The sequence below is a fragment of the Rhodococcus sp. 27YEA6 genome (assembly GCF_044908235.1).
GTDB lineage: Bacteria > Actinomycetota > Actinomycetes > Mycobacteriales > Mycobacteriaceae > Rhodococcus_F > Rhodococcus_F qingshengii.
In genome coordinates this window covers 1-21,101 of record NZ_JBIYCY010000030.1, presented here as the reverse complement: position 1 = coordinate 21,101, position 21,101 = coordinate 1, and the positions used below count along the sequence as shown (strand labels likewise).

The following is a 21,101-nucleotide window of genomic DNA, read 5'->3' as shown; positions in this document are numbered from 1 at the left end:
AACGGGATAGGGGGGCACCCGTCACGGCTCGCGCTTTCCTGTGAAATGTTTGCGCACGACTACGAACGCGACTGCACCGACCAAGACAAGAATCACCAATATCTCCATGCCGCACAACTACCCGATGCCAGCTGATCGCAATCGTCGGATCCTGCGACTCGTTCATGGCCGCAATTCAGCGCCGGTTCTCGAGCCAAAGAGCTGTGGACAAAACCGTCGCAAATGCACACCAGACCGGGTACGGCGCCAATGCCACTCCCGCCGTTCGTCTGATCGGAAGTGTTCGTCGCGTCAAGTCTGCGCTGCTTGCAGTCAGGATGGCTGCGACGACGGGTGCTGTACGGAGTCGATGCGAACGGAAGAACACCCAACTCCAGCCGGCGTTCACGAGGAGGTTGGTCGTCAGGGCTCGGGTGTAATCGCGAGCAGCGGTCTCGTCCCCGTTCTCGGTCAGGCGCTCAAGAGTCAGGGCGGTGCTTACTGCGATGTCGGCGTACAGAACGGTCCATACGACGGGGAAGGTAACAGACGGCGGCTGAAATGATGGCTTGCGCAGCTTCTCGAACCATGGGCTTCGAGCTGGCCTTCTCGATGCAACTGAACCGGCAACGGCGGCCGCCGTTGTCATCGTTCCAGTGCGCGGGAGCCATTTCCGAAGGAAAGAGCGGCTTTCGGGCATCGGGCAACTCCTGATGTCTGGGCGGGTGTTTCACCTGGCGGCACAATCAGCGCGTGTTCGCGTGTCTCCGAATGCACTGCCGGGACTCGCGACTTCTAGCCGAAACGGCTCGTTCGGGCGCGCCTGAGCTTTGCGCCCGACTGCAGCCGGCTCACACTTATGCCTCGGCGAATACTCCGGACTCCACCGACTCGATCTGTTCGACTCCCTCCGTCACCACGAGGAATGCCACTTTCTTTCCTGCGAGTAATTGACTCATGCTTGAACGTCCTTCCTCATCTTCGTCACACCCGTCGAGCGACTGCTCAGCTGGATGCGCCCTCGGTGTCGTCGAAGAACGACCATTCGCCATCATGCTGAACTTCCATACGCCATCCCAGTTCCGAGTTGTCCGCGCGGGCATCCACGAACCAAGCATGCGCATCGTCAGCGCTCTCGATATCGCGCGTCGCGGTGACGTCGCCCGCAGGATTGATCACTCTGTAAGTAGCCATTCCGCTCACCTTCCCCAGCCGACGTTTCTTCAATCATCGACCGCGACGGCGACGAATCAACGCTGCACCACCGCAGTTTACGGAGCTCGAGTTCCGAATCTGCACCCAGCGTTGAATGTGTGGTCGGTACTTCACAAGACCCATCTCTTGGAATGCGTCGATCCATCCTTGCATCGGCCACTGTCCCCACCTTTGATGAAACACCCACGCATTGGTCAGAATGCTCTCAAGGTGCTCGACGGGTGGATCCGACACGGGATGGAATTGATGGTAGGCGTCCGCTCCTCCGACCCAAATCAGTTTCACGCCTTTTTCGCGGGCGGACCAGGCAAAATCGGTGTCCTCCCCGCCATACCCGACGTAATCCTCGCAGAAGCCTTCCAAGGTTTGCCATGTCACTTCAGTGACCGCGAAGGACAACGACCAGAAGAGGTCGAAGTCGTCCCCGCGGAGAACCGTCCTGTCGGGGGGCGCCGGCCTTGCTGGATGTGGATTGTGGAGCAGTGCCATCTCATCCGGCGTAATCGGGGAAGACAACGGCTGCGCCAAATAGGTGACGGGCCCGCAGAAAAGAGAGGCAGTAGAGTTCTCTGCACATGCAGTCTCGTGATATCGAGCGAGAAGAGTCGGCGCTGGAATGCAATCGACGTCGAGGAACACGAGCAGCTCGGCGCCGCGGCATCGAGCTTTTGCTGCTCCGATGTTTCGGGCACGAGCGAGCGGGAGGGGGTCCCCTTCTGGAACGTCGATTTCCACAACGTGGGCAGAGCTTCCCTCCTGCGCGACGATGGTTTTCACCGTCTCGTCGCCCATCGCGACGACGACGTGCGAGGACGGCAGCTTCGTACTCGCAGCGAGACCACGCAGGTGCATCCGCAAGTGCGCGTGACGCCCGTGCACAATCGTAATCACCGCTGTCCTCACGTCAGCGGGCCTTGTGCCGTCTCGCGACTGACTCGATGACTCGCGCTGCGCGGGCAGCAGCACCCGAAGTCCGCCACTTTGACCAGCCTTCGCGATCGAGAGCCTGTGCCTGGGTGATCAAATCGGGCCAGGATTCGAGTGCCGGCCATTCTTTCAGCGTCACCGCGAGATTGTGCCGGGACAGGGCTCCGGCGGTCGCGACCTGTTCTCCAAACGGACGTTCCTGTGCGATCAAAATGGCGGGCTTACCGGCGATCGCGATGTCGGCCACCGCGTTCTGGCCTGCGTGCGAGACTACGACGTCGCTCGAGCAGATCTCCGGCCAGGGATCTGCGACCCACGTCCCTCCCGGCAATCCGAGTCCTTTCCAGTGGAAGGAATGATGCTGTGCCGCAGCAGATTGAACGTCAGCGCTCGAGACCGCTGACCCACCGGCGCCGCTCAACACCACAACTCGCGGAGACGAGGAATTGTCGACGGTCGGAGATGCGCACTCCCGGCCCTCGAACCGGCTGATACCTCCCGCATAAGTCGTCTTGTGCGCATGGAGGCGGAGCCAGCTCGGGTCGTAGATCTCTTGCGGCCAGGCGGCGATGATGTGATCCGCAAGTCGATACGCTAGCTGATGGGTGAAATCGGTCCTGTCTCCTGGCATCGCCACAACAATGACCGGGACACCCATCAACCGAATGAACGTCGCAATTTCGACGGATACATCCACGACAACGACGTCGGGACGCGCAGTCTCTACCCACTCGGCGACTCGTGCCATCCGCGAACGAAGCCCGGCTTCGTGAATTGGTGCCCAATGAAGAGCATCGTTGGCCGTGGGGTCGAGCTCATGTGCGTCGCCGTAGTCGAGTTGCAACTGAACGTGATCGTCGAAGGCCTCCACTGCAACCGAATCGGCACTGGTGAGCGCGGTGACGTCGAGATTCAATTTCCTCGCGATCGACGCGGCACGGGTGAGGTGACCTCGCCCGTGATGGTGGATGTAGTAACCGATCATCGGCCTACTCGCCGGGTTGTAGCCGAGGGCACAGTTTCCGCCGTGGACGTACCGGATATGGTTGGTGCAGAGTACATTTCGTTGTACAGTGCGACATATCGGTCCACCATTCTTCGCTCCGAACAGTGGTTCACAGCGCGCGCCCGCGCGGGCGGCCGAGCCAGCTGTTTCGCCTCTCCGATCGCGACGGAGAGCGCGGCCACGTCGTCAGCTGGGACCAGCCGACCACAATCGGGCGTGAGGATTTCCGGTATGCCACCCCGCCTGTAAGCCACGACCGGGGTCCCGCAGGCAAGCGCCTCGGCCACGACCAACCCGTAGGGCTCGTCCCAATGCGGGGTCACGAGTGCAACAGCAGACATCCCTACCGCGGCAGCGAGATCGTCAGTCACCAGATGACCGAGATATCGAACTGAGCCGCCGAGTTGTGGTTCGATTCGCTCCCTGAAATACGTATGGTCACTGATCGGCCCGGCAAGCACCAACGGCATACCGGATTCTCTGGCGGCTGCAATCGCATGGTGGGCGCCCTTCTCCGGAACGATGCGTCCGAACCAGATCAGTCGATGCCCACCTGGCCCCTGACGCCATTGATCGGTATCGACGCCGTTGTGCACGACGTCGACGTCGCCGGCTGCCTGTTTCCATGAATCGGCGGTGAAACGGCTCACCGCAGCAAACCGACCAGGAGACCCACCTGCCGCGATGGCTGATTCCAGCCACGGGGTCGGCGGCGTGTGCAAAGTGGTGAGCACAGGAGCATTCAGCGTGGACGCCATCGCCACGGGTAGATAATGCAGGCTGTGATTGTGGATGATGTCGAAACTCTCCGCATAGTCACGAGCGAGGCGGAGCATGAGGTCGAGATAGGCATGGTGTTCTTGCATGAAATACTCTGCCGGCATGGAGATGTCAGTTCTGGCAGCTGTACTGATGGGGGCTGGACGGGCGTCGATCAGCTCACAAGCGAGCTGCGGATCTGACCCATGTCCGGCGAAAAGGGTGACATCGTGGCCGGCTTTTCGCAGAGCTGCGGCCAGATGCCATACGTGAGCTTCGAGACCGCCGGCGAACGGTTGATTGACGGGATAGCGACTCGATGCGATCAGAGCTATGCGTAACGCGCTCATGCGAGAACCTTCTCGTAGATTTCGCGGTGAGCAGAGGCAAGAAATCGGCGCTGCCTGCTACGCATTCCAGCGGAAAGACGCACGGGCTCTGCTGAATACAGTTCACGAACACATCGATCCAGCGACTCCGGGTCGAAATGATTCTCGTCGAACCCGTAGATTTTGCAGTCCTGCTGTTGTGCGTAGAACCCACAGCTGGGAGCGATGACGGATGTCCCGAGGTCGTAACATGCCTCCAGCCATCCAGAATGCGTACCGAACCGATACGGCAAGACCGAAACCGACAGAGACATCAGATATCGCCACAACTCGTCGTCGGTGAAATACGGATGTACCACCACCTCTACACCCGGTCGATCATCGTATTCCAAGAGCTTCTTCGCGGCCTGCGGCGCATACCAATGATTGTCAGGATCGAAGATCTCATCATGGACGTTCACAACCAATCGCGCACCCGGCAACGTCGCAATCGTCGAAGACAGAGTGTTCAACACCGGAAACGGATCCATGTTGGGACGTAGGCTTTTCACGTGCACTCCCACGGTGAATTGTGTTCCCGGAGGTCGCGCAAGACCGAAGTTGTCCAATTCGATCACGTGAGGATGAGGCAGCACAGCGCATTCCCGCCCCCAATCATTCGCGACCGATGCAGCCGCCCCCGATGTCAAGGTGATCAGAGAGTCCGCCGCCGGTACCAACACGTCTAGTATCTCCCGGTGCGACTCGGGATCGGGATGGTGGGGATTTCGCAGGTCATGCACCGTGTAGACCAGAGGAATATCGTGACTGCGTAGCTCGTGGACGATGTCCTCCATTACCTGCGGTGCGATCGCGTCGAAACCGAAGTGGACATGGAAAAGATCAAAAAGGTGATGATGCTCGCGGATCCATCCCGGATCGAGCATCACCGGAGGCCACCAGCCGCCAGGAACCTTACGGCCATCCGCGGGGATCGGATCGTCAAGACGAACGACGCCGTCTGTTCCCATGTGTTGCGCCAAGTGGCGGACGTACACGTGCGATGCAGGTACAGACGCAACCCGAATCATGTCAGCAGTTCGGACCAAGTCTGCAGCTCGAACCGCGTCGACTCTTGTAGAGACATTGACGTCGGTCGACAACCGATCACCGGGATGGACTCCCCCGTTCATCTCACTCCTTGCATCGGATCGGGGCGCGTTCGCGCCGAAGAGACGAGAAAAAGGCCTGTTTCTCGCTTCGACGGCTGGTTCCTCAACCGCGATACCTCATTACCATAGCGTAGATGCATCTTTCGGGTTCCATTGAACGGGAGCATGTTTCGAACATCGCGCGACTGGGGTTGTTCGACGAGCACTTAGAACGCGCGCTCCGGTCGATCAGCCGAAACGAAGCGCGATTATTCACGTCGAGGACGCGGGAACTCAAGCACCCGCTCAGGGTCCACTGCATATGGTGCCAATTGATCCGGACCGCGCCGGTGAATTCTGGTTTGCCTATCTCGGCCATCGTCTGGGAAGAACGCTCAATGGCCCTTTTGGTCCAGAAGTTCGCGGCCTTCCAATCGCTTGACCCGCCGATGTTCCATCAAGATTGCCAGCGCCCCGACGATGAAGGAGATCACGCATACACTTCCGGCGATGACCGCCCACCCGCGAAATCCGTAACCTGCTGCCACCAAGGTTAATCCGAGAGTTGCTAATCCGAGGCCGACTAACAGGTATCCGGGATAGTTGCGTCCGTCTGTGATCGCCTCCCCGACGTGGGATCGATTCGTGCGTTCATTGTCCACAGGGACAGGTTCGACTTCATTCGGCTCAGTCACGACACACACTCCGTCCAGCATTCATGACAACGTGTCACAGCCCTCGTTGTTCGTTCGCAACGCATCTACCCCGTCCGTGCACGGACGAAACAGTGAACTACACAACAAGACAGGCCACCACGCCCGGGATCCGTACCGTTGGCGTTGTCGAGCCGAAGAGGTCCTAGCGCCCATGCAGCTCAACGCTGCCGTAGCGGGAATCGTCCTTCCGGTTCCGCATCCGGACGCTCCCGTTTCTTGAATGACCTCGGGTTATTGATTGGAGACATCGGCCCGGCACCTTAGGAACGCTCCAGACGGTAGCCGCCCCGTGCGACCTGACGGTGATCGGATGTCACCGAGGAACCATTTCCCCGGCGGACGAGCCAATCTGGGCGTCGGCACCGGTTGATGGGGCCCTCACTGCTTTTCTCGATCAGCGCCTCTCTGTCCTCATCAGGCGTTGTCGCAGGAGCGCATCATAGTGCGCGTTGACTGCAGCATCGAGCCAAGTGCCTCTGTTTCACCTTGACCGCTCCACTCGCGCTCTCTGAACTTCGCTGGCGCGGTTTGCTCGTCGAAACTTATGGTGCCGCAAGATGTGTCCTCGTAGTTTCACTTGCCCGATGGCCGCAGAATAGCAGTCAGGTACGTCTAGCCGTCGTGCCCGAACGATAACGAAGTAACGCTGGATCACCGCGATTCAATCAACCGATCAGCCAGTTGCGCAGTCGAACTGTATCTCCGACAACACGTTGTGTTCAGTGCCACCAGGTATCGAAGGGTGTGACCGGCACCGTGCGCTTGTGACGAGTGTTGGTGAACATCTTCTCGAGCTTCTCGGCTACCTCGGAGGAAACGTCCTTTCCTTCGAGGTAGTCGTCTATCTGTGAGTACGTGACACCCAAGGCAACTTCGTCCGGCAGCGCGGGCCGGTCGTCCTCGAGGTCAGCGGTCGGCACCTTGCGCCACGTGCTCTCCGGTGCGCCCAATTCCTGCAGCAATGCAGCGCCCTGGCGTTTGCTCAAGCCGGTGAGCGGCGTGATGTCGACACCGCCGTCACCGAACTTCGTGAAGAAGCCGGTAATCGCCTCCGCCGCTTGGTCGGTACCGATTACCAAGTAGCCGAGCTGACCGGCAATCGCATACTGAATGACCATTCGTTCGCGCGCCTTGATGTTGCCACGGACGAAGTCGCGCAGTTCGCCGTTCCCCAACGCCTCGGAGGCCTCACGGGCTGTGGCGTCGGCGCCAGGCTTGACGTTGACCGTGAGAGAGCGGTCCGGCTTGATGAAGCCGAGTGCGATCTGAGCATCGGATTCGTCGGCCTGCGCGCCATAGGGGAGTCGAACGGCGACGAACTCGGCCTCGTGGCCTTCTTCACGAAGTTCAGCGACCGCGCGTTGGGCGAGGGCTCCGGCGAGCGTGCTGTCCTGACCGCCGCTGATTCCCAGAACGAACCCTTTGGCGGGGGTCGAGCGCACGTAGTCCTTCAGGAACTGGACTCGCGCGCGAACCTCCGCTGCGGCGTCGATTGTCGGCTTTGTGCCGAGTTCTTCGATGATGCTTTCACGCAGTGTGGCCATGAATGGACTCTAGCGATGTGAGCAGGCGCGTGCAGTCCCGTCGCTCTTCTGGCCCGCAAAGTTGGGTACGACCAGGTCGGCACTGTTGATTGCCAAAGCCGCTGCGAGTGCCGGTGTTGCAGTGAACCGGGAAATGGGTGCGAAAAACCGACCGTCGTCGGCATACCCTTTGGACGCTCAGTCATCGACTACTGCCGAAGTTGGCGTTCGTCGCTGCCGCGGGTGGTTCGTTGTCCGAATCGCAGTCGTCGTCGGAGACCGAACTGTTGGGCATCGTGATTCTGGAGCGGTCCAGTCCGAAACGATGCGCTGTCCCGCATGGTTTCGTGAACATTCGGGTAGGAAACCTGCTGGGATTGAACCCCTGAACACAGGAGTCGACGATGATCGTTAGTTTGCCAGGTGTGTACCGACCGCAGGACGATACGTCGCTGTTGATCGAGGCACTGAAGTGTCAGAGGGTGACGGGGTCCACTCGCGTTCTCGACCTCTGCGCCGGAACCGGCGCGTTGTCGATAGCCGCCGCCAAGGCTGGAGCTGGTCGCGTTCTCGCGGTAGACATTTCACGCCGGTCAATTGTGAACGTCAGGCTCAACCGCCTGCTCAACAAAGTGAGTGTCGAGGCACGTCGTGGAGACCTTACCGAGGTGCTGACCGGAGAAATGTTCGACCTCGTGGTTTCGAACCCGCCGTACGTCCCATCCGAAATCGACGAACTGCCAGCTTCAGGACTTGAGAGAGCCTGGAACGGCGGCACCGGCGGCCGGGTTCTACTCGACCGAATCATCGCATCGGCCTCTGACTTCCTTGCGCCAGGAGGGTCTTTGCTGTTGTTGCAGTCCGCGATGTGCGACATCGGAAAGACCGGAGCCATGCTCAAAGAACGGGGGATGACTGCGGAAGTCGTTGCTGGGAGATCAATCCCGTTCGGCCCGGTCCTGCGCTCGCGCCGCGCGATGCTTGAGCGCCGCGGGTTAATTGAGCATGGGCAGGAAATTGAGGAATTGGTGGTCGTACGCGCCAGCAAGCCACTCCCGATGGTCCGCGGAAAGCGCAGCGACGGGCTGGGGTCGCGCACGAGGATGACAGGTGGAAATCCGCGTAAAAAGGAAGAGGCAGTATCGAATCCGCGCTCATTGGTGCTTGAGGAAACAGAACGTGCGGCCTCCCAGGGCGACGACGGCGATGTAACGGAACATCTTCGCAGGATGCTGATCGGCGTGGGATTCCGAATTACCCACACTGTGACCACCCGGACCGCCACCGACATAGAGTCCGTGCTCACACTGGCGCCCAAGGGTTGTGTCCTCATCCGGACTGATTCGTACACCGGTGTGACGGAGGTAATGCTACAGATCGAACACGTAGGCCGTGAGGTCGCTGCGTATCTACGAAACCAACTGCCGAAGAACATTTTACGGGAGGCAAAAATCAGTGTGGAATCAAATCGTCTTCAGAACAGAGCAGCGCAGATCCGTTGACCGGTTTTAACGTGAAGCGACACAATACGTGCTCGACATCTGTTGGAGAGGACTGGACATGAGTAACGACCCTCGGCCCAATTTGCCGACCGAAACCGACTTCGACGAACTATGCAAGCGCCTGGCGAGTGTCGCAATGGCGCGAGGTTTGTCAGTGTCGACGGCGGAGTCCCTGACGGCGGGAAATATTGCAGCACACCTCGGTAAGGCGCCGGATGCGGGTTCATGGTTCAGTGGTGGGATCGTCGCGTACAACCGGGAGGTGAAGCGCTCGGTCCTCCACGTTCCGAACGGCCCTGTGGTGAGCGAAGAATCCGCGCGAGCCATGGCACACAGCACAGCCACCCTGTTCGGAACCGCACTGGCGCTCGCCGTCACCGGGGAAGCCGGGCCGCAAACCCAAGAAGACGTGACTCCGGGAACCGTCTGGTTCGCGATCGTCGACCACGGAAGAGCCCACACCGAAAAGCAAGTATTCTCAGGCGAACCGGAGGACATCCTGGCCGCCACGATAGAGCACGCGATCAAACTTCTTGTGCGGCACGCCTCCACGGACACCGCGTCTACCTCCGGCGGAGTCCCGTCGTGACCCAGCGAACGTCGACTGCGGAGGATCCTCGTCTCTGAAAGGTCTTGGACGATGACATCTCGCCCCGATCAACCGAGCTGGGCCCTGGCCGCGGTAGCCGAGTATCTCGGAGTCGCCTCCGAGATACTCGGCAGACCCGAAATATGCGTGGTGAGCGAAAGTTGCCAGGATCCTCGGCATCTGGTCAGCCTGGCGACAGCCTGACCAGATGCCGAGCACCACGGGCGGCGAATTCGTAGCTGACGCAGTCGCTCGGGGCGCCACAGCTCCGGTAGGGGATCGCCCAACTGAGATCGGATGTTGGTCGTTGACAGCACTTGAAAAGCGTTAGGGTCATTGGCTTCTTGGATACACGGCCAGCCCTTCTCGATGTTGGACGTCGGGCAGCAAACTCAGCGGTATCGCCGAACCACATAGCCGATACCCGATCCCAGCGTGTCAGGCCAGTAGACCGAGAGTCGAGATCGCAGGACTCGTTTTGCAAGTGCTAGGTGCCTCTGCCGTTCAGGAAGCGCTCTCGTGCTCTTCCAATCCGACAGCAAGTCGCAGTTCGCGCAGATCTTGGTCGAGTTCGGGGTGCTGCTGAGCGAGTTGTTTCATCAGATCGGCCGGGCTGTCGGCGATGGCGTTCAACTTGTGCTGCACGGCGGCGTCGGATCGATTCTCTGTGTTCTGCAACAACGCCACTAAGAGGAACGTCACGATGGTGGTGACAGTGTTGATAATCAGTTGCCAGGTGTCGATGGTGCCGAGGAGGAAGAACGACGGCGCCCAGAGCACCACTATCACCATGCACACTACGACGAACCATCCCTGCGAGGTCAGTGCACCGACGTAGGTCGCGAACCTATCGAAGACGGAGATAGCTCGTCGAAGCTTCGGACGGGAGAATTGCAAGGAGCTTCATCGTTGGAATCTTGTTCGAATCCGGACATCGTGCCGATCGTTACCGCAAACGTCGACAGTGCTCGCTAGTTGTGCTTGGTGAGGCGGGAACGCTGCTTGCTGCGGCGGAGGACAAGTACGAACACCACTAAGAGACCGAGCGCCGCCGCGACGGCTGCAGGCCGCTGCCTTACCCGTTCCACGTCACGCGACACCTCACCCTTGACGCGGGCCGGTACGTTCGCCTTTTCGGCGAGTGCGCCTACGGTTGCGGCTAGAGCCTCACGTTGGGCTCGAACATTGTCGTCGGGTCCGTCTGCGGTAGTGCTCATTTCACGCCCTTCTTGGCAGTAGCGATGTCAGCTTTGACGCTTTCGACGGTCTCTTCCGGAAGTGGTGGCGCCGCGGACTTCGCTCGTTTGGCTCCCACGAGTGCGGTTATTGCTCCGATGGCGATCACGATTGCCGCGATGATCAGAGCTGCAAGCCAAGGTTCGAGGGTTGTGGCCAATCCGAGTACTGCTGCCGCCAGAAGTACCGCGAAGCCGTACAGCAGCAGTGCGCCGGCGCCGGAGATACCGACCCCTACACCGAACCGGGTGCTCTTCGTCTTGACTTCGGCTACTGCGTGCGACATTTCGGCCCGTACGAGGTCGGACACCTGCTCGGTGAGGCGCTCGACGAGTTGTACGGTCGACAGTGCGTGCGGGTCTACGCCCTCTGTGTCGACAGTTTTCGGCGGCGCGGTGCTCGGAACGGTTGCCCGGCTATCGGATCGCTCGGTCATGGTCGACGTCCCTTCGTTGTCTTCGCCGCCGTGCGTTTCGCGAAGTTCGCGACCGGCGGCGATATCGTGTGCGTGCAGACGAGCGTTCTTTTCCGAAACGCTGGTGTCCCGAGGAGGCAGCCGCAGGAATTCTTCGGCTTCGATTCCGGCCTGTAACTGCCGGCCGCGTTCGAGTTCCGCGTCAACTTCTGCTCCGAACAACAACGCAAGATTGGTGATCCACAACCAGAGGAGGAAGATGACCGCCCCGGCCAACGATCCGTACGTCTTGTTGTAACTACCGAAATGACTTACATAGAAAGCGAATCCGACTGAAGCCACGATCCACACTGCAATAGCGAGTGCTGCTCCGACGCTGATCCAACGAAATTTCGGCTGTTGCACATTGGGAGTCACGTAATACAGCACCGCCACCGCCAACGCGACACAGATCAGAATGACGGGCCACTTCGCAATATTCCACGTCGTCACCGCGCCGTCTCCGATGCCGAGCTGATCACCCAGCGCCTTGGCGACAGGTCCGCTGACGACCAGCATCAGGATCACCGCGGCAACCAACAGAAGTCCTGCGAGGGTGACGACCAGTTGCAGAGGACGAAGTTTCCAGACCGGCCTGCCTTCCTCCACCTCGTACATACGATTCATCGCTCGCCCGAATGCGCCGACATAGCCGGAGGCCGACCACAACGCACCCGCGAGACCGATGATCAATGCGAAACCGGCGGTAGGGGCCGCCACCAGTTGTTCGACGGTGCCACGCATCGTGTCCACGGCCGAGTCCGGTCCGACAGCGGCTACCAGTTCCATCACCGTGTCCACACTGGCACGCCCCTGGCCGACAACTCCCAGCAGGGACACCAGCGCCAGAAGCGCCGGGAACAGTGACAGCACAGCGTAGTACGTCAAAGCCGCCGCCAGATCGGTGCACTGATCGCGAGTGAACTCTCGGGCAGAACGTCGTGCTACGAACTTCCACGACTGCGCCGTCAGGTCGGTCGGATCGGAAGGCTTACGCGCGTCGTCCGCATCAACCGTGTGTGTCACCATGCCCGAGTTGCTACCCAGTGAGCCGGGTGTCGAAACTCGGTCGAGACTCCCCTAGCTTCCGTACTCCTCTCGATCGAGGACAGCGAGCGCCGCAAGTAACCCACGGCTGGAGAGAACTATCGAAGGTGCGACGGACGTTGTGACTGTTCCCTGCTGCACGAGCTTTTCGAGTGCGGTCAATCTTTCACGGGCAAGGGGCAAGGTCGTGACGGAACGATGGTCGGTAGGGTCGTGCACCGGACCTCTTCCCGCATCGGCAAAGGCTATGGCCATCGCTTCGAGCAACTCCGAGACGGCACTTTGCAAACTCCCGTTCTCGTTGAAATCGCCGTCCTCGACGGCAAGGATCAGGCCCATGAGATGTAGCGCTGCTCGATCGAGTGCTTCGGCGGCCGGGCGAAACAACTCGGATCCTCCTATACGCAACCACCCACGTTTGCGAAAGTTTCCGACCAGGCTGGCTTCACCGTCCATCACCGCGGTCTCCGCGGCAACGGATTTGTTCACCGACAGAGCGCGTTGACGCCATGAACCCTGTTTTCCAGCACTGGCTTTCACGTCCGCGGCCATCTGTCGGAGAATGTCCGCGACCTCATGCGTACGTGCCACCAAGAGGTCTCTGGCGTCGGAGAGATAGTCCGGCGGCACCAACACGGCATTGACCGCGATGCCCACGAATACTCCGAGCACTACGTCACCAATGCGGTGCATCACCAAGTACGGGTTGGTTGCTGTTCCGTACAGAAGGACCAATACGGCGGTGACGGCGACCCAAATCCCGTCAGGCGACAACCGCGGAATGCGGCCGACGAGTATTCCTGCACCCGTTGCGATGGCCAATGCAGCGACGGTCGGAAGGGTCACCGCCGCGACGGCGGCCACAACAACTCCGAGGACGACCACACTGACCTGGCGGGCGGCCACCCGCATCGAGTTCCGCACGGTGTTCCCGATGATGAAGAGTGCAGCGTACGGAGCGAGAAATGCTTCAGGGCTATGAAAGACGCTGTTCGCGATCACCCACGCGATGACTACGGCGACTGCGCCTTTCAGAGCTGTGATCAAGCCTATGCTTTCACATCGCTGAATGAGGGGATGCTCGAGAATTGCTTGCTCCTTAACCTTCTACGGTCGTCCGAAGACTCATCTGAACAGGACCTTGTCCGCTGTTACCGGCAAGTCGCGTACCCGCACACCGGTAGCATCGTAGATAGCATTGACAACAGCGGCTGCTGCCCCGACGATCCCGATCTCGCCGGCGCCCCGCGATCCCATCGGGTTGACGTGTGCGTCAGTCTCGTCGAGCCAGAAGGCTTCGATGTCTTGCACATCCGCGTTTGTGCTGATGTGGTAGCTCGCCAAGTCGTGAGTCATCACGTGGCCGAACCTGTTGTCCCGGAAGCTTTCCTCGTGCAACGCCATCGACAATCCCATCGTCATTCCTCCGATGAGCTGTGAGCGAAGCGTTTTTGCATTGATTGCGCGTCCGATCGAGAATGCACCGAGCATCCGGGGGATCCTGATCTCGCCGGTCTCGCGATGTACGCGCGCTTCCACGAAATGAGCACCGAATGAATGCATGGAGTAAACGTCCTCGTCCGGATTCTCCGGCGTCTCAGTTGTCGTCTCCACGCCGGCAAGGGGAGTGGCGCTGTGTTCCGCGCGGAACTGACGGGCAGCCGCGACGATAGTAGAGCCCCACGACGAGATACCGGCGGAGCCACCGGCAACTGTGGCGAAAGGGAATGTGGTGTCGCCGATTTGGAGCCGAACTTCCTCTATGTGGCATTCGAGAGCATCGGCGGCGATCTGAGTCAGAGCGGTCCAGGTTCCCGTGCCAATGTCGGCCGCCCCGATCTGAACAGTGTAAATTCGATCGGCTCCGAAGACGATGCGCGCTTTCGAACCGGGGTTCGTCATTGCCGGATAGGTTGCCGCTGCCATGCCGGTACCCACCATCCAGTTGCCGTCCGGACTGAGACCACCACGCACCGGACGTCGTCCATCACCCCGACTCCGATCTTTCCACCCGAATCTCTCCGCGCCTGCGTACATGCAGTCGATCAAATTCCGCCCTGACCAGGGTTTTCCGCTCTCCGGATCCACTTCGGGTTCGTTCCGAACACGAAGTTCGATCGGGTCGAGGCCACAAGCTACGGCAAGCTCGTCCATCGCTACCTCGACCGCATACATACCCGGAGTCTCGCCCGGGGCACGCATCCAGAACGGGACTGCAACATCGAGGGCTGCAACCCGGTGAGAGGTAGAGCGATTAGGTGTGGCGTACATGATCCGGGTGGCAACAGCAGTCTGTTCCGCGTATTCCTTGATCTTCGACGTTTGCTCGATTACGTCGTGGGACATCGCCGTCAGAAGACCGTGGGAGTTCGCACCGAGGCGCAGGTGCTGAATGGTGGATGTGCGGTATCCGACGATCGCGAACATCTGCTGCCGCGTGAGCGCGAACTTGACAGGTCGCCCCGCCGTCCTGCGGGCAGCAAGAATCGCTAATACGTTGTGCGCGTGAGGTGATCCCTTCGAACCGAACCCTCCGCCGACATGTGGCGCCACGACTCGCATCTGCTCGAGTTCGAGCCCGAACATGGGCGCCAGGGTCTCGCGAACGACATGAACGCCCTGAGTAGAGTCGTACAGGGTGACGCACGCCCGCCCACCCTCGGCGTCGTCCTCCCAGATTGCAATGCAGGCGTGCGGTTCCATCGGATTGTTGTGTTCCAGTGGAGTGGTGTAGGTCTGATCTATCGTCACATCCGCAGCCACGAATGCCGACTCGACATCGCCGTCGGTCGTGTCGGTCGCGAATCCGTTGACGTCCTCCGGGGCGTAGAGGTCGTCGCGATCGGCTCGTAGCTCACAATCATGAGGGAGTTCGTCGTACTCGACTTGTACCAACCCGGCTGCATGACGGGCTGTCTCGGGTGTTTCGGCAATCACAGCACCGATGAATTGTCCGCGAAAGTGGACGGCTGGGTCCTGGAGTACGGACAGCTCTCGGTCTTCGGTATCCGCCAAGCGTGGGGCATCGAAAACGGTGATCACGGCGACGACACCCTGAAGTGCCTCTGCCAGTTCCGTTTTCATGCTGACAACGCGGCCACGCGCAACCGTCGCCTGGACGGCGTGCAGGTAGGTGGGATTCTCCACGGGATGTTCGAACGCGTAGAGCGCCGTCCCCGTGACCTTCGCGGACCCGTCGAGACGCTCCATCGGATTTCCCAGGTAGCCCGGTTCGATCATCCTCATCACGTCGGCCCTCCGGTGGTGAGTGACCTCAGCACCGAAACCATGACGCCGCGTGTCAGGGGAATCTTGAAAGCATTGCCCGACTGTGGGTTCGCGTTCGCCAACTCGGCATCTGCGGCTTGCACGAACACTTCCTCGGTAGGCGGGGATCCCAGCAAGACCTCTTCCGCCTTGTACGCGCGCCAGGGGCGGTGCGCCACGCCTCCGATGGCGATTCGGGCGCCCGCGACAATACCGTTTTCGAGTTCGACCTCAGCGGCAACCGAAACCAGAGCGAAAGCGAAGGAGGCGCGATCGCGTGTCTTGACGTACGTCGACAGCGCCGCCGGTGCAGGCACGGGCAGCTCCACTGCAACGATCAACTGGTCGGGTTTCAGAACTGTGTCATGTTCCGGTGAATCTCCAGGGAGACGGTAGAATTCGTTGACAGGAATGTTGTGCTCGCCACGGCGGTCCCTTACGACGACCACGGCGTCCAACGCAGCCAGCGCGACCGCCATGTCGGACGGGTGCACGGCGATGCATTTGTCGGAAGCCCCCAGGATTGCGTGGTAGCGCACGTAGCCGCCGACGGCGGAGCAACCAGATCCGGGTTCCCGCTTGTTGCACGGAGTTGTCACGTCCTGGAAGTAGACGCAGCGGGTAGCTTGCATCAGATTGCCGGCTGTTGTCGCGGCATTACGAAGCTGCCCTGAAGCTCCGGCCAGGAGAGCGCGAGCAAGCACCGCGTATCGGCGGCGGATGACGGGGTGGGCTGCGAGATCGCTGTTTCGAACTGTCGCGCCGATGCGGACTCCTCCATCCGGAAGCATCTCCACTCCGGCGAGGGGCAGCCGACTTACATCGATCACCATGCGCGGGTTGGTCACGCCGAGTTTCATACGGTCGACCAGATTCGTACCGCCTCCGAGAAAGGCGGCGCCGGGGTTTTCAGTCACCAGGGCCAACGCGCCGTCGACATCCTCGGCGCGTCGGTACTCGAACGGCATCACGACTGCACTACCTGTCGAATCGCTGCGACGATGTTGCCGTACGCAGCACAGCGACAGAGATTCCCGCTCATGCGTTCTCGAATCTCGGCGTCGTCCAGATCCGGGTCAGCATCGAGGTCCTCCGTGACATGACTGGGGTGCCCGGCCTTCACCTCGTCGAGCATCCCCACTGCCGAGCACACCTGTCCCGGGGTGCAGTACCCGCACTGGAGCGCATCCTGGTCGAGAAAGGCTTGTTGTACGGCATGCAGACCGTCGTGGCCCGCCAAACCGTTTGCCGTGGTGATCTGTGCGCCGTCCTGTGCCACTGCGAACGTCAAACACGTAACGGCGCGCCGCCCGTCGAGGAGGATCGTGCACGATCCGCACTGCCCGTGGTCACAACCCTTCTTCGGGGACGTCACGCCGAGGCGATCCCGCAGCGCGTCGAGCAGCGTGGTTCGAGTGTCGACCGTCAGGGTGTGGCTGCTGCCGTCTACCATCAACGTGATCTCGGCATCGATTCGCGAAGACTCCATGACGAGCACCTACCCAGCTCCGGATTACTCAAACGGGTAGCGCCACGATCTAACGAAGCGGCGTTTGCAAGATCGCGACTAGATCGCACTCGTACACACCGCCGCTACAGCGACCTCACCCGCTTCGACAGTATCGCGGTCTCCCCCATCTGGGACATGTGCTACTTCGTCAGATTGGGGAGGTGGGTTCGATCGGCGGTGGGGACTAGCCACGCGGGCCCGCCCCGCCCCTCCAGGAGGGGGCCGATCGTTAGATTCTTTTCGAAATGTCGGAGTGAGGGCGGGTTACCGGCTCATGCTGCGCGTCCGATCTGCAGATTGAGCCAGTCCGAGATCCACTGGATCGCGTTGCGGCCAGCGTTGTCGACGACGAGAGAGTTGTAGTTCTGGTGTGCCCCGGAGGCGAAGAAGGACGCTGCGTCGAGCCCCTCCCCTATCAAGGATGCAAAGTCGTTAGCGCCTTGTGCACTGGCCATGGCGGTCAACGAATTAGCCAGTGCTGAGAGTTCCAGATTCTGTGTCTGAGCGGAATCGGTGGTCGCGGCCGTCGAGGCCTGCTTGCCGAGCAATGTCGGATCAGTCTTCGTAGCTTTGCCGGCGAGCATGTTGACCGCGACCGTGGCGAGTTCGAGTCCGACTGGGACGAGGCCGGTCATGGCGGCTCCGGCCCCGAGCGGGTCGGGGAGCTGTCCTGGCGGTGGGAGCAGCTTCTCGACTGCGGCCCAAGCGATTTCCTGCACACGGCCGACGAGGTTTGCCAGGTTGATGATGTCGACTCCTCCCAGGATCGACGCGACGAGCGCCGCGACCTGTGAGTAGCCGGACGGATCCGGGATTGCCGACAGAATCTGTGAGACCCATTTCAGATCGATACCCGCGGCCATCTTCACCAATGGGGAGAACTGGTTGTTCAGATCCCCTGCGACCTTGTGGGCACCGTGGGCGTCGAGCGCTGCGACCTTCTGCGGAAGAAGGTTCAGGTTCGCCAGGATCGCAGGCATATCCAGGGAGGTGAAGCCGGTGGCGACGCCCAGGACTTGGTTGACGACCACTGTGGGTTTGAGTAAGGAGAGGACTCCGGAGGCAGATCCGAGGACGTCACTCGGTGTCGTGGCGAGCGGGGCGATCTGACTGTCGAGGGTGCCAGCAGCGGTCGACAGGGAGGTCAGGTCCGGAGATGAAGCCGGCAACGTCGTGGAGCCCTTGCTGGCGAGCGTGCTCGCGGTGTCGGCGATCGCGGTCACTGTCGAGAGCGCACTGCTGAGATCAGATTCTCCGGCCTTGTCTAGAACGTGGCCGGCATTATTTTCGGCTGTTCCGGCGGGAGCAGCAGCGAGCTGCCCGTTCGCCGCAGGATTGGCGGCACCGGAGCCGAGTAGTTCCACGAGCGGACTGATGGTGTTCGCCAGAGTTCTCGCGCTGGAGGCGACCTTCTCGAGGTCGACTGTGCCGTCCGTCTTCGAGAGTTCACTGGTCAGATTGCCAGTGGCTGTGGCGAGGCTGGGAAGGTCGGCTTGGGAGAAATCCGACGCCAGCGCGGTGGCCAGGTGTGAATTGTCGCCTACCTGGCCGTCAACTCCAGCACTCGGAGCTTTGGTGAGCACTGAACCCAGCGATCCGAGCAGCGGGCTCGAACCTTTTTGGATCGAGCAGTAGAGGTCCTTCGGATCGCAGATCGACGCGACCCGGCCCGACAGCTTCCCCATGCCCTGCGGCCGCGGATCGGCGATCCCCTTTCCTGACGGCTTCGGGCCGATGACTGCTTCGCCGTTCGTTCCGGAACCGGGATCGGCGAGAAGCCCGACCGCGAGGACTTGCTCTGCCTTGATGGGGCCGGAGCCGTTGCCGATTTCAGAGGCAAGATCACCTGCGATGTCCGCGCCCTGGGAATAGCCGGTGATGGTGAATTTGGTGTCGGAGCATTTCGTTGCGATCTCGGCGATCACGTCCTTCGCCCTCGTCAAACCATCAGATTTGCTGTCTGCGTAGGTTTTTCCGTTGTCGAAGGCTCGGGCCATGTACGGCAGAGTGTGGACCTGTGCCGCGCTACCGTTCGTGTCCGCGATGCTGTGGGCGATCGGTTTGAGCATACCGACCGGGATCGAGGGATCGGCGTCTTCTGCGGTTTCCCAGGTTCCGGGGATGAACAGGTTGAAAGTCTTCGAGCATCCGTTTGATTGGGCGGACGCAATGCCCGGCGACATCAAAGCGATGGAGGCTGCGACGACTGTTGCCGTCATCAGCATGCATACCGGACGGTGGATGGTCGAACCTAGGAACGGCATGAGAACCTTTCTCTACCAGCAAACACGATGTACCTGTCCGCGCGCGGACAGGCCTGACGCGCCCGATTTCAGGTGAGGGCCGCTATGGTGCTGGACGTGTTCACTCCGATCAATGCGCCCTGTGAAGAACTGAGCTGTGCAAGGGCCGGGTGATCCTGCGTCTAGCGCGCATCCACGCCCGAGTCGCCGTTCCTGCGAGCTGAGGTGTCCAGTGGGGGCATGTCCGGTGGGCGTTCCCAGCAGCGCTGGGTAAAGATGGATGGGTGAATGCTCCAGCCGAACTGCCCGCCGACTACGCCCAGCTTCTCGACCATCTCAAGTCGCAAGTTCGGCAAGCGCGAGTTCGCGCCACCCGAATCGTCAACACCGAACTGCTCAGCCTGTATTGGGACATAGGGCACGCGATCGTGCAGCGTCAAGAGGCCGAGGGCTGGGGTTCAAAGGTGATCGACAGGCTCGCCGTCGATCTTCGATCGGCCTTTCCCGACATGCGTGGGTTGTCGCGGACCAATCTGAAGTACATGCGGCAGATGGCGAGCATCTGGGGGCGCGATGCAATTGGCCAACAACCTGTTGGCCAATTGCCGTGGGGTCATGTGACGGTATTGCTCGACAAGCTGGATAACCAGTCCGACCGCGACTGGTATGCATCAACGGCTGCTGAACACGGGTGGTCGCGCAATGTGCTGCAAAATCAGATCAACAGCGGTTTACGGCGCAGGATCGGTGCGGCACCGTCGAATTTTCAGGACCATCTTCCGGCCGAGGATTCCGATCTCGCTCAGCAATTGGTGCGTGACCCGTACGTCTTCGATTTTCTCGACATCACCGAACGTGTCGCGGAGCGGGAGCTGGAGTCCGCGCTGATGCGTCGGCTGGAGCAGTTCCTCCTCGAACTGGGACACGGGTTCGCCTTTGTTGGACGCCAGTACCATTTCGAGGTCGGTGATCAGGATTTCTATATCGACTTGCTGTTCTTCAACTGGGTGCAAGCGAGGTTCGTCGTCGTCGAGTTGAAGGTAGGCAGGTTTGAGCCGGAGTATGTCGGGAAGCTCGGCTTCTATGTTTCGTGGATCGACGACAACCTCCGCAACAAGGACATCCACGCCCCGACTGTGGGAATCTTGCTCTGCGCCGGCCGCAACGACAACGTCGTCCGGTATTCACTTGCCGGGACAACTGCACCCCTCGCCGTAGCCGACTACACCTATGAGACTCTCCCCTCCCAGGTTCGCGATCTCGTCCCTACCGACGACGAGATCGCGGCAGCTGTGGAAGCCACTGTCTCCGAACTCGACTCCCAACTGCCCGTCAAACCTGACAACTCCGGCTGAGAGGCGCCATTCGATTCCGAACCTGGCCGACATATCCGCTGGTGCCGAGATCGCTACCGGTGTTTCGCACGAGCGTCTGCGAACGCGATGCCTGGTCCCGCCCGGTGCGGCGAGGGGGCAGGGCAGTTCTATGTCCAGTCGATGTGGACGGATTCGATGGAATCGAAGTGAAATCCGAAAGTGTCGCCGTACTGGTCGAATCCCTTGTTTTCAGGGTAATCCATCGTGGCGTGACGTTCGAGGATGGCAACCACCCGGGCATGATCGTCGTTGGCCAAAGCCATGGCGAGTTCTCGTGTTTCGTCGAGACTGAA

General features: G+C 60.5%; 19 protein-coding genes and 2 pseudogenes. 4 read left to right on the top strand and 17 right to left on the bottom strand.

Going from position 1 to position 21,101, the window contains the following annotated elements; all coding sequences use genetic code 11:
* Positions 1–175: 175 nt before the first annotated feature.
* From ABH939_RS31640 to nadE, 8 genes are all read right to left on the bottom strand, one after another.
* Complete coding sequence (locus ABH939_RS31640; RefSeq protein WP_024488178.1) at positions 176–628, bottom strand: TspO/MBR family protein; 453 nt, start codon at positions 626–628, stop codon at positions 176–178.
* Between the two features lie 356 nt (positions 629–984).
* Positions 985–1,173 carry a hypothetical protein gene (locus tag ABH939_RS31635; RefSeq protein WP_024488145.1) on the bottom strand — a complete coding sequence of 63 codons (189 nt, stop codon included), beginning with the start codon at positions 1,171–1,173 and terminating at the stop codon, positions 985–987.
* 33 nt (positions 1,174–1,206) lie between these two features.
* Positions 1,207–1,986: a glycosyltransferase family 2 protein gene (locus tag ABH939_RS31630; protein ID WP_243580765.1), complete on the bottom strand. Its 780-nt coding sequence runs from the start codon at positions 1,984–1,986 to the stop codon at positions 1,207–1,209.
* Between the two features lie 112 nt (positions 1,987–2,098).
* Positions 2,099–3,106 carry a glycosyltransferase gene (locus ABH939_RS31625; RefSeq protein WP_151097265.1) on the bottom strand — a complete coding sequence of 336 codons (1,008 nt, stop codon included), beginning with the start codon at positions 3,104–3,106 and terminating at the stop codon, positions 2,099–2,101.
* Entirely contained in the window at positions 3,103–4,236 is a 1,134-nt protein-coding gene (locus ABH939_RS31620) for a glycosyltransferase family 4 protein (protein WP_151097267.1), read from the bottom strand. The genes ABH939_RS31625 and ABH939_RS31620 overlap by 4 nt, the downstream gene beginning before the upstream one ends.
* Positions 4,233–5,285, bottom strand: a complete 1,053-nt coding sequence (locus ABH939_RS31615; protein WP_099698486.1) for a glycosyltransferase family 1 protein — start codon at positions 5,283–5,285, stop codon at positions 4,233–4,235. The genes ABH939_RS31620 and ABH939_RS31615 overlap by 4 nt, the downstream gene beginning before the upstream one ends.
* 455 nt (positions 5,286–5,740) lie before the next feature.
* A complete protein-coding gene (locus ABH939_RS31610) occupies positions 5,741–6,061 on the bottom strand; it encodes a hypothetical protein (RefSeq protein WP_099698474.1) in 321 nt (106 codons plus the stop codon).
* A 719-nt stretch (positions 6,062–6,780) separates the two neighbouring features.
* Positions 6,781–7,605, bottom strand: coding sequence for an ammonia-dependent NAD(+) synthetase (nadE, locus tag ABH939_RS31605; RefSeq protein WP_099698473.1), 825 nt, complete (start codon positions 7,603–7,605; stop codon positions 6,781–6,783).
* A 383-nt stretch (positions 7,606–7,988) separates the two neighbouring features.
* On the opposite strand from nadE, the gene ABH939_RS31600 reads away from it, so the two are divergent.
* The 3 genes from ABH939_RS31600 to ABH939_RS31590 are packed head-to-tail and all read left to right on the top strand — an operon-like array spanning position 7,989 to position 9,879.
* Positions 7,989–9,086 (top strand): HemK2/MTQ2 family protein methyltransferase, encoded by a 1,098-nt coding sequence (locus ABH939_RS31600; protein ID WP_151097269.1) that lies wholly within the window; start codon positions 7,989–7,991, stop codon positions 9,084–9,086.
* Between the two features lie 58 nt (positions 9,087–9,144).
* Positions 9,145–9,675, top strand: a complete 531-nt coding sequence (locus ABH939_RS31595; protein ID WP_151097271.1) for a CinA family protein — start codon at positions 9,145–9,147, stop codon at positions 9,673–9,675.
* 51 nt (positions 9,676–9,726) lie between these two features.
* Positions 9,727–9,879, top strand: coding sequence for a hypothetical protein (locus ABH939_RS31590; protein ID WP_191908628.1), 153 nt, complete (start codon positions 9,727–9,729; stop codon positions 9,877–9,879).
* A gap of 300 nt (positions 9,880–10,179) precedes the next feature.
* Here the strand turns inward: ABH939_RS31590 and ABH939_RS31585 are convergent.
* The 8 genes and pseudogenes from ABH939_RS31585 to ABH939_RS31550 form a co-directional block, all read right to left on the bottom strand.
* Positions 10,180–10,582, bottom strand: a pseudogene (locus tag ABH939_RS31585) (low affinity iron permease family protein).
* 64 nt (positions 10,583–10,646) lie between these two features.
* Positions 10,647–10,892 carry a DUF3618 domain-containing protein gene (locus tag ABH939_RS31580; protein ID WP_151097275.1) on the bottom strand — a complete coding sequence of 82 codons (246 nt, stop codon included), beginning with the start codon at positions 10,890–10,892 and terminating at the stop codon, positions 10,647–10,649.
* Entirely contained in the window at positions 10,889–12,394 is a 1,506-nt protein-coding gene (locus tag ABH939_RS31575; RefSeq protein ID WP_151097277.1) for a YhjD/YihY/BrkB family envelope integrity protein, read from the bottom strand. The genes ABH939_RS31580 and ABH939_RS31575 overlap by 4 nt, the downstream gene beginning before the upstream one ends.
* Positions 12,395–12,445: 51 nt before the next feature.
* Entirely contained in the window at positions 12,446–13,459 is a 1,014-nt protein-coding gene (locus tag ABH939_RS31570) for an aromatic acid exporter family protein (RefSeq protein ID WP_151097279.1), read from the bottom strand.
* Positions 13,460–13,537: 78 nt separating this feature from the next.
* Positions 13,538–15,658: a xanthine dehydrogenase family protein molybdopterin-binding subunit gene (locus ABH939_RS31565; RefSeq protein WP_151097281.1), complete on the bottom strand. Its 2,121-nt coding sequence runs from the start codon at positions 15,656–15,658 to the stop codon at positions 13,538–13,540.
* Positions 15,658–16,650 carry a xanthine dehydrogenase family protein subunit M gene (locus ABH939_RS31560; protein WP_191908629.1) on the bottom strand — a complete coding sequence of 331 codons (993 nt, stop codon included), beginning with the start codon at positions 16,648–16,650 and terminating at the stop codon, positions 15,658–15,660. The genes ABH939_RS31565 and ABH939_RS31560 overlap by 1 nt, the downstream gene beginning before the upstream one ends.
* Positions 16,647–17,168 carry a 2Fe-2S iron-sulfur cluster-binding protein gene (locus tag ABH939_RS31555; protein ID WP_019749532.1) on the bottom strand — a complete coding sequence of 174 codons (522 nt, stop codon included), beginning with the start codon at positions 17,166–17,168 and terminating at the stop codon, positions 16,647–16,649. Before ABH939_RS31555 ends, ABH939_RS31560 begins: the two co-directional genes overlap by 4 nt.
* A gap of 293 nt (positions 17,169–17,461) precedes the next feature.
* Positions 17,462–19,453, bottom strand: a complete 1,992-nt coding sequence (locus ABH939_RS31550) for a cutinase family protein (RefSeq protein WP_191908630.1) — start codon at positions 19,451–19,453, stop codon at positions 17,462–17,464.
* 263 nt (positions 19,454–19,716) lie between these two features.
* Here ABH939_RS31550 and ABH939_RS31545 point away from each other — a divergent pair, with 263 nt between their 5' ends.
* Positions 19,717–20,787 carry a YhcG family protein gene (locus ABH939_RS31545; protein WP_003941261.1) on the top strand — a complete coding sequence of 357 codons (1,071 nt, stop codon included), beginning with the start codon at positions 19,717–19,719 and terminating at the stop codon, positions 20,785–20,787.
* A gap of 128 nt (positions 20,788–20,915) precedes the next feature.
* On the opposite strand, the pseudogene ABH939_RS31540 reads toward ABH939_RS31545, so the two are convergent.
* A pseudogene (locus ABH939_RS31540) lies at positions 20,916–21,101 on the bottom strand (hypothetical protein); the annotation flags it as partial.

Excerpts from the sequence above, each read along its gene's own strand:
- ABH939_RS31640 (WP_024488178.1), bottom strand. The coding sequence starts at position 628 with ATGACAACGGCGGCCGCCGTTGCCGGTTCAGTTGCATCGAGAAGGCCA.
- ABH939_RS31635 (WP_024488145.1), bottom strand. The coding sequence starts at position 1,173 with ATGGCTACTTACAGAGTGATCAATCCTGCGGGCGACGTCACCGCGACG.
- ABH939_RS31630 (WP_243580765.1), bottom strand. The coding sequence starts at position 1,986 with ATGGGCGACGAGACGGTGAAAACCATCGTCGCGCAGGAGGGAAGCTCT.
- ABH939_RS31625 (WP_151097265.1), bottom strand. The coding sequence starts at position 3,106 with ATGATCGGTTACTACATCCACCATCACGGGCGAGGTCACCTCACCCGT.
- ABH939_RS31620 (WP_151097267.1), bottom strand. The coding sequence starts at position 4,236 with ATGAGCGCGTTACGCATAGCTCTGATCGCATCGAGTCGCTATCCCGTC.
- ABH939_RS31615 (WP_099698486.1), bottom strand. The coding sequence starts at position 5,285 with ATGATTCGGGTTGCGTCTGTACCTGCATCGCACGTGTACGTCCGCCAC.
- ABH939_RS31610 (WP_099698474.1), bottom strand. The coding sequence starts at position 6,061 with ATGCTGGACGGAGTGTGTGTCGTGACTGAGCCGAATGAAGTCGAACCT.
- nadE (WP_099698473.1), bottom strand. The coding sequence starts at position 7,605 with ATGGCCACACTGCGTGAAAGCATCATCGAAGAACTCGGCACAAAGCCG.
- ABH939_RS31600 (WP_151097269.1), top strand. The coding sequence starts at position 7,989 with ATGATCGTTAGTTTGCCAGGTGTGTACCGACCGCAGGACGATACGTCG.
- ABH939_RS31595 (WP_151097271.1), top strand. The coding sequence starts at position 9,145 with ATGAGTAACGACCCTCGGCCCAATTTGCCGACCGAAACCGACTTCGAC.
- ABH939_RS31590 (WP_191908628.1), top strand. The coding sequence starts at position 9,727 with ATGACATCTCGCCCCGATCAACCGAGCTGGGCCCTGGCCGCGGTAGCC.
- ABH939_RS31580 (WP_151097275.1), bottom strand. The coding sequence starts at position 10,892 with ATGAGCACTACCGCAGACGGACCCGACGACAATGTTCGAGCCCAACGT.
- ABH939_RS31575 (WP_151097277.1), bottom strand. The coding sequence starts at position 12,394 with ATGGTGACACACACGGTTGATGCGGACGACGCGCGTAAGCCTTCCGAT.
- ABH939_RS31565 (WP_151097281.1), bottom strand. The coding sequence starts at position 15,658 with ATGAGGATGATCGAACCGGGCTACCTGGGAAATCCGATGGAGCGTCTC.
- ABH939_RS31555 (WP_019749532.1), bottom strand. The coding sequence starts at position 17,168 with ATGGAGTCTTCGCGAATCGATGCCGAGATCACGTTGATGGTAGACGGC.
- ABH939_RS31550 (WP_191908630.1), bottom strand. The coding sequence starts at position 19,453 with ATGCCGTTCCTAGGTTCGACCATCCACCGTCCGGTATGCATGCTGATG.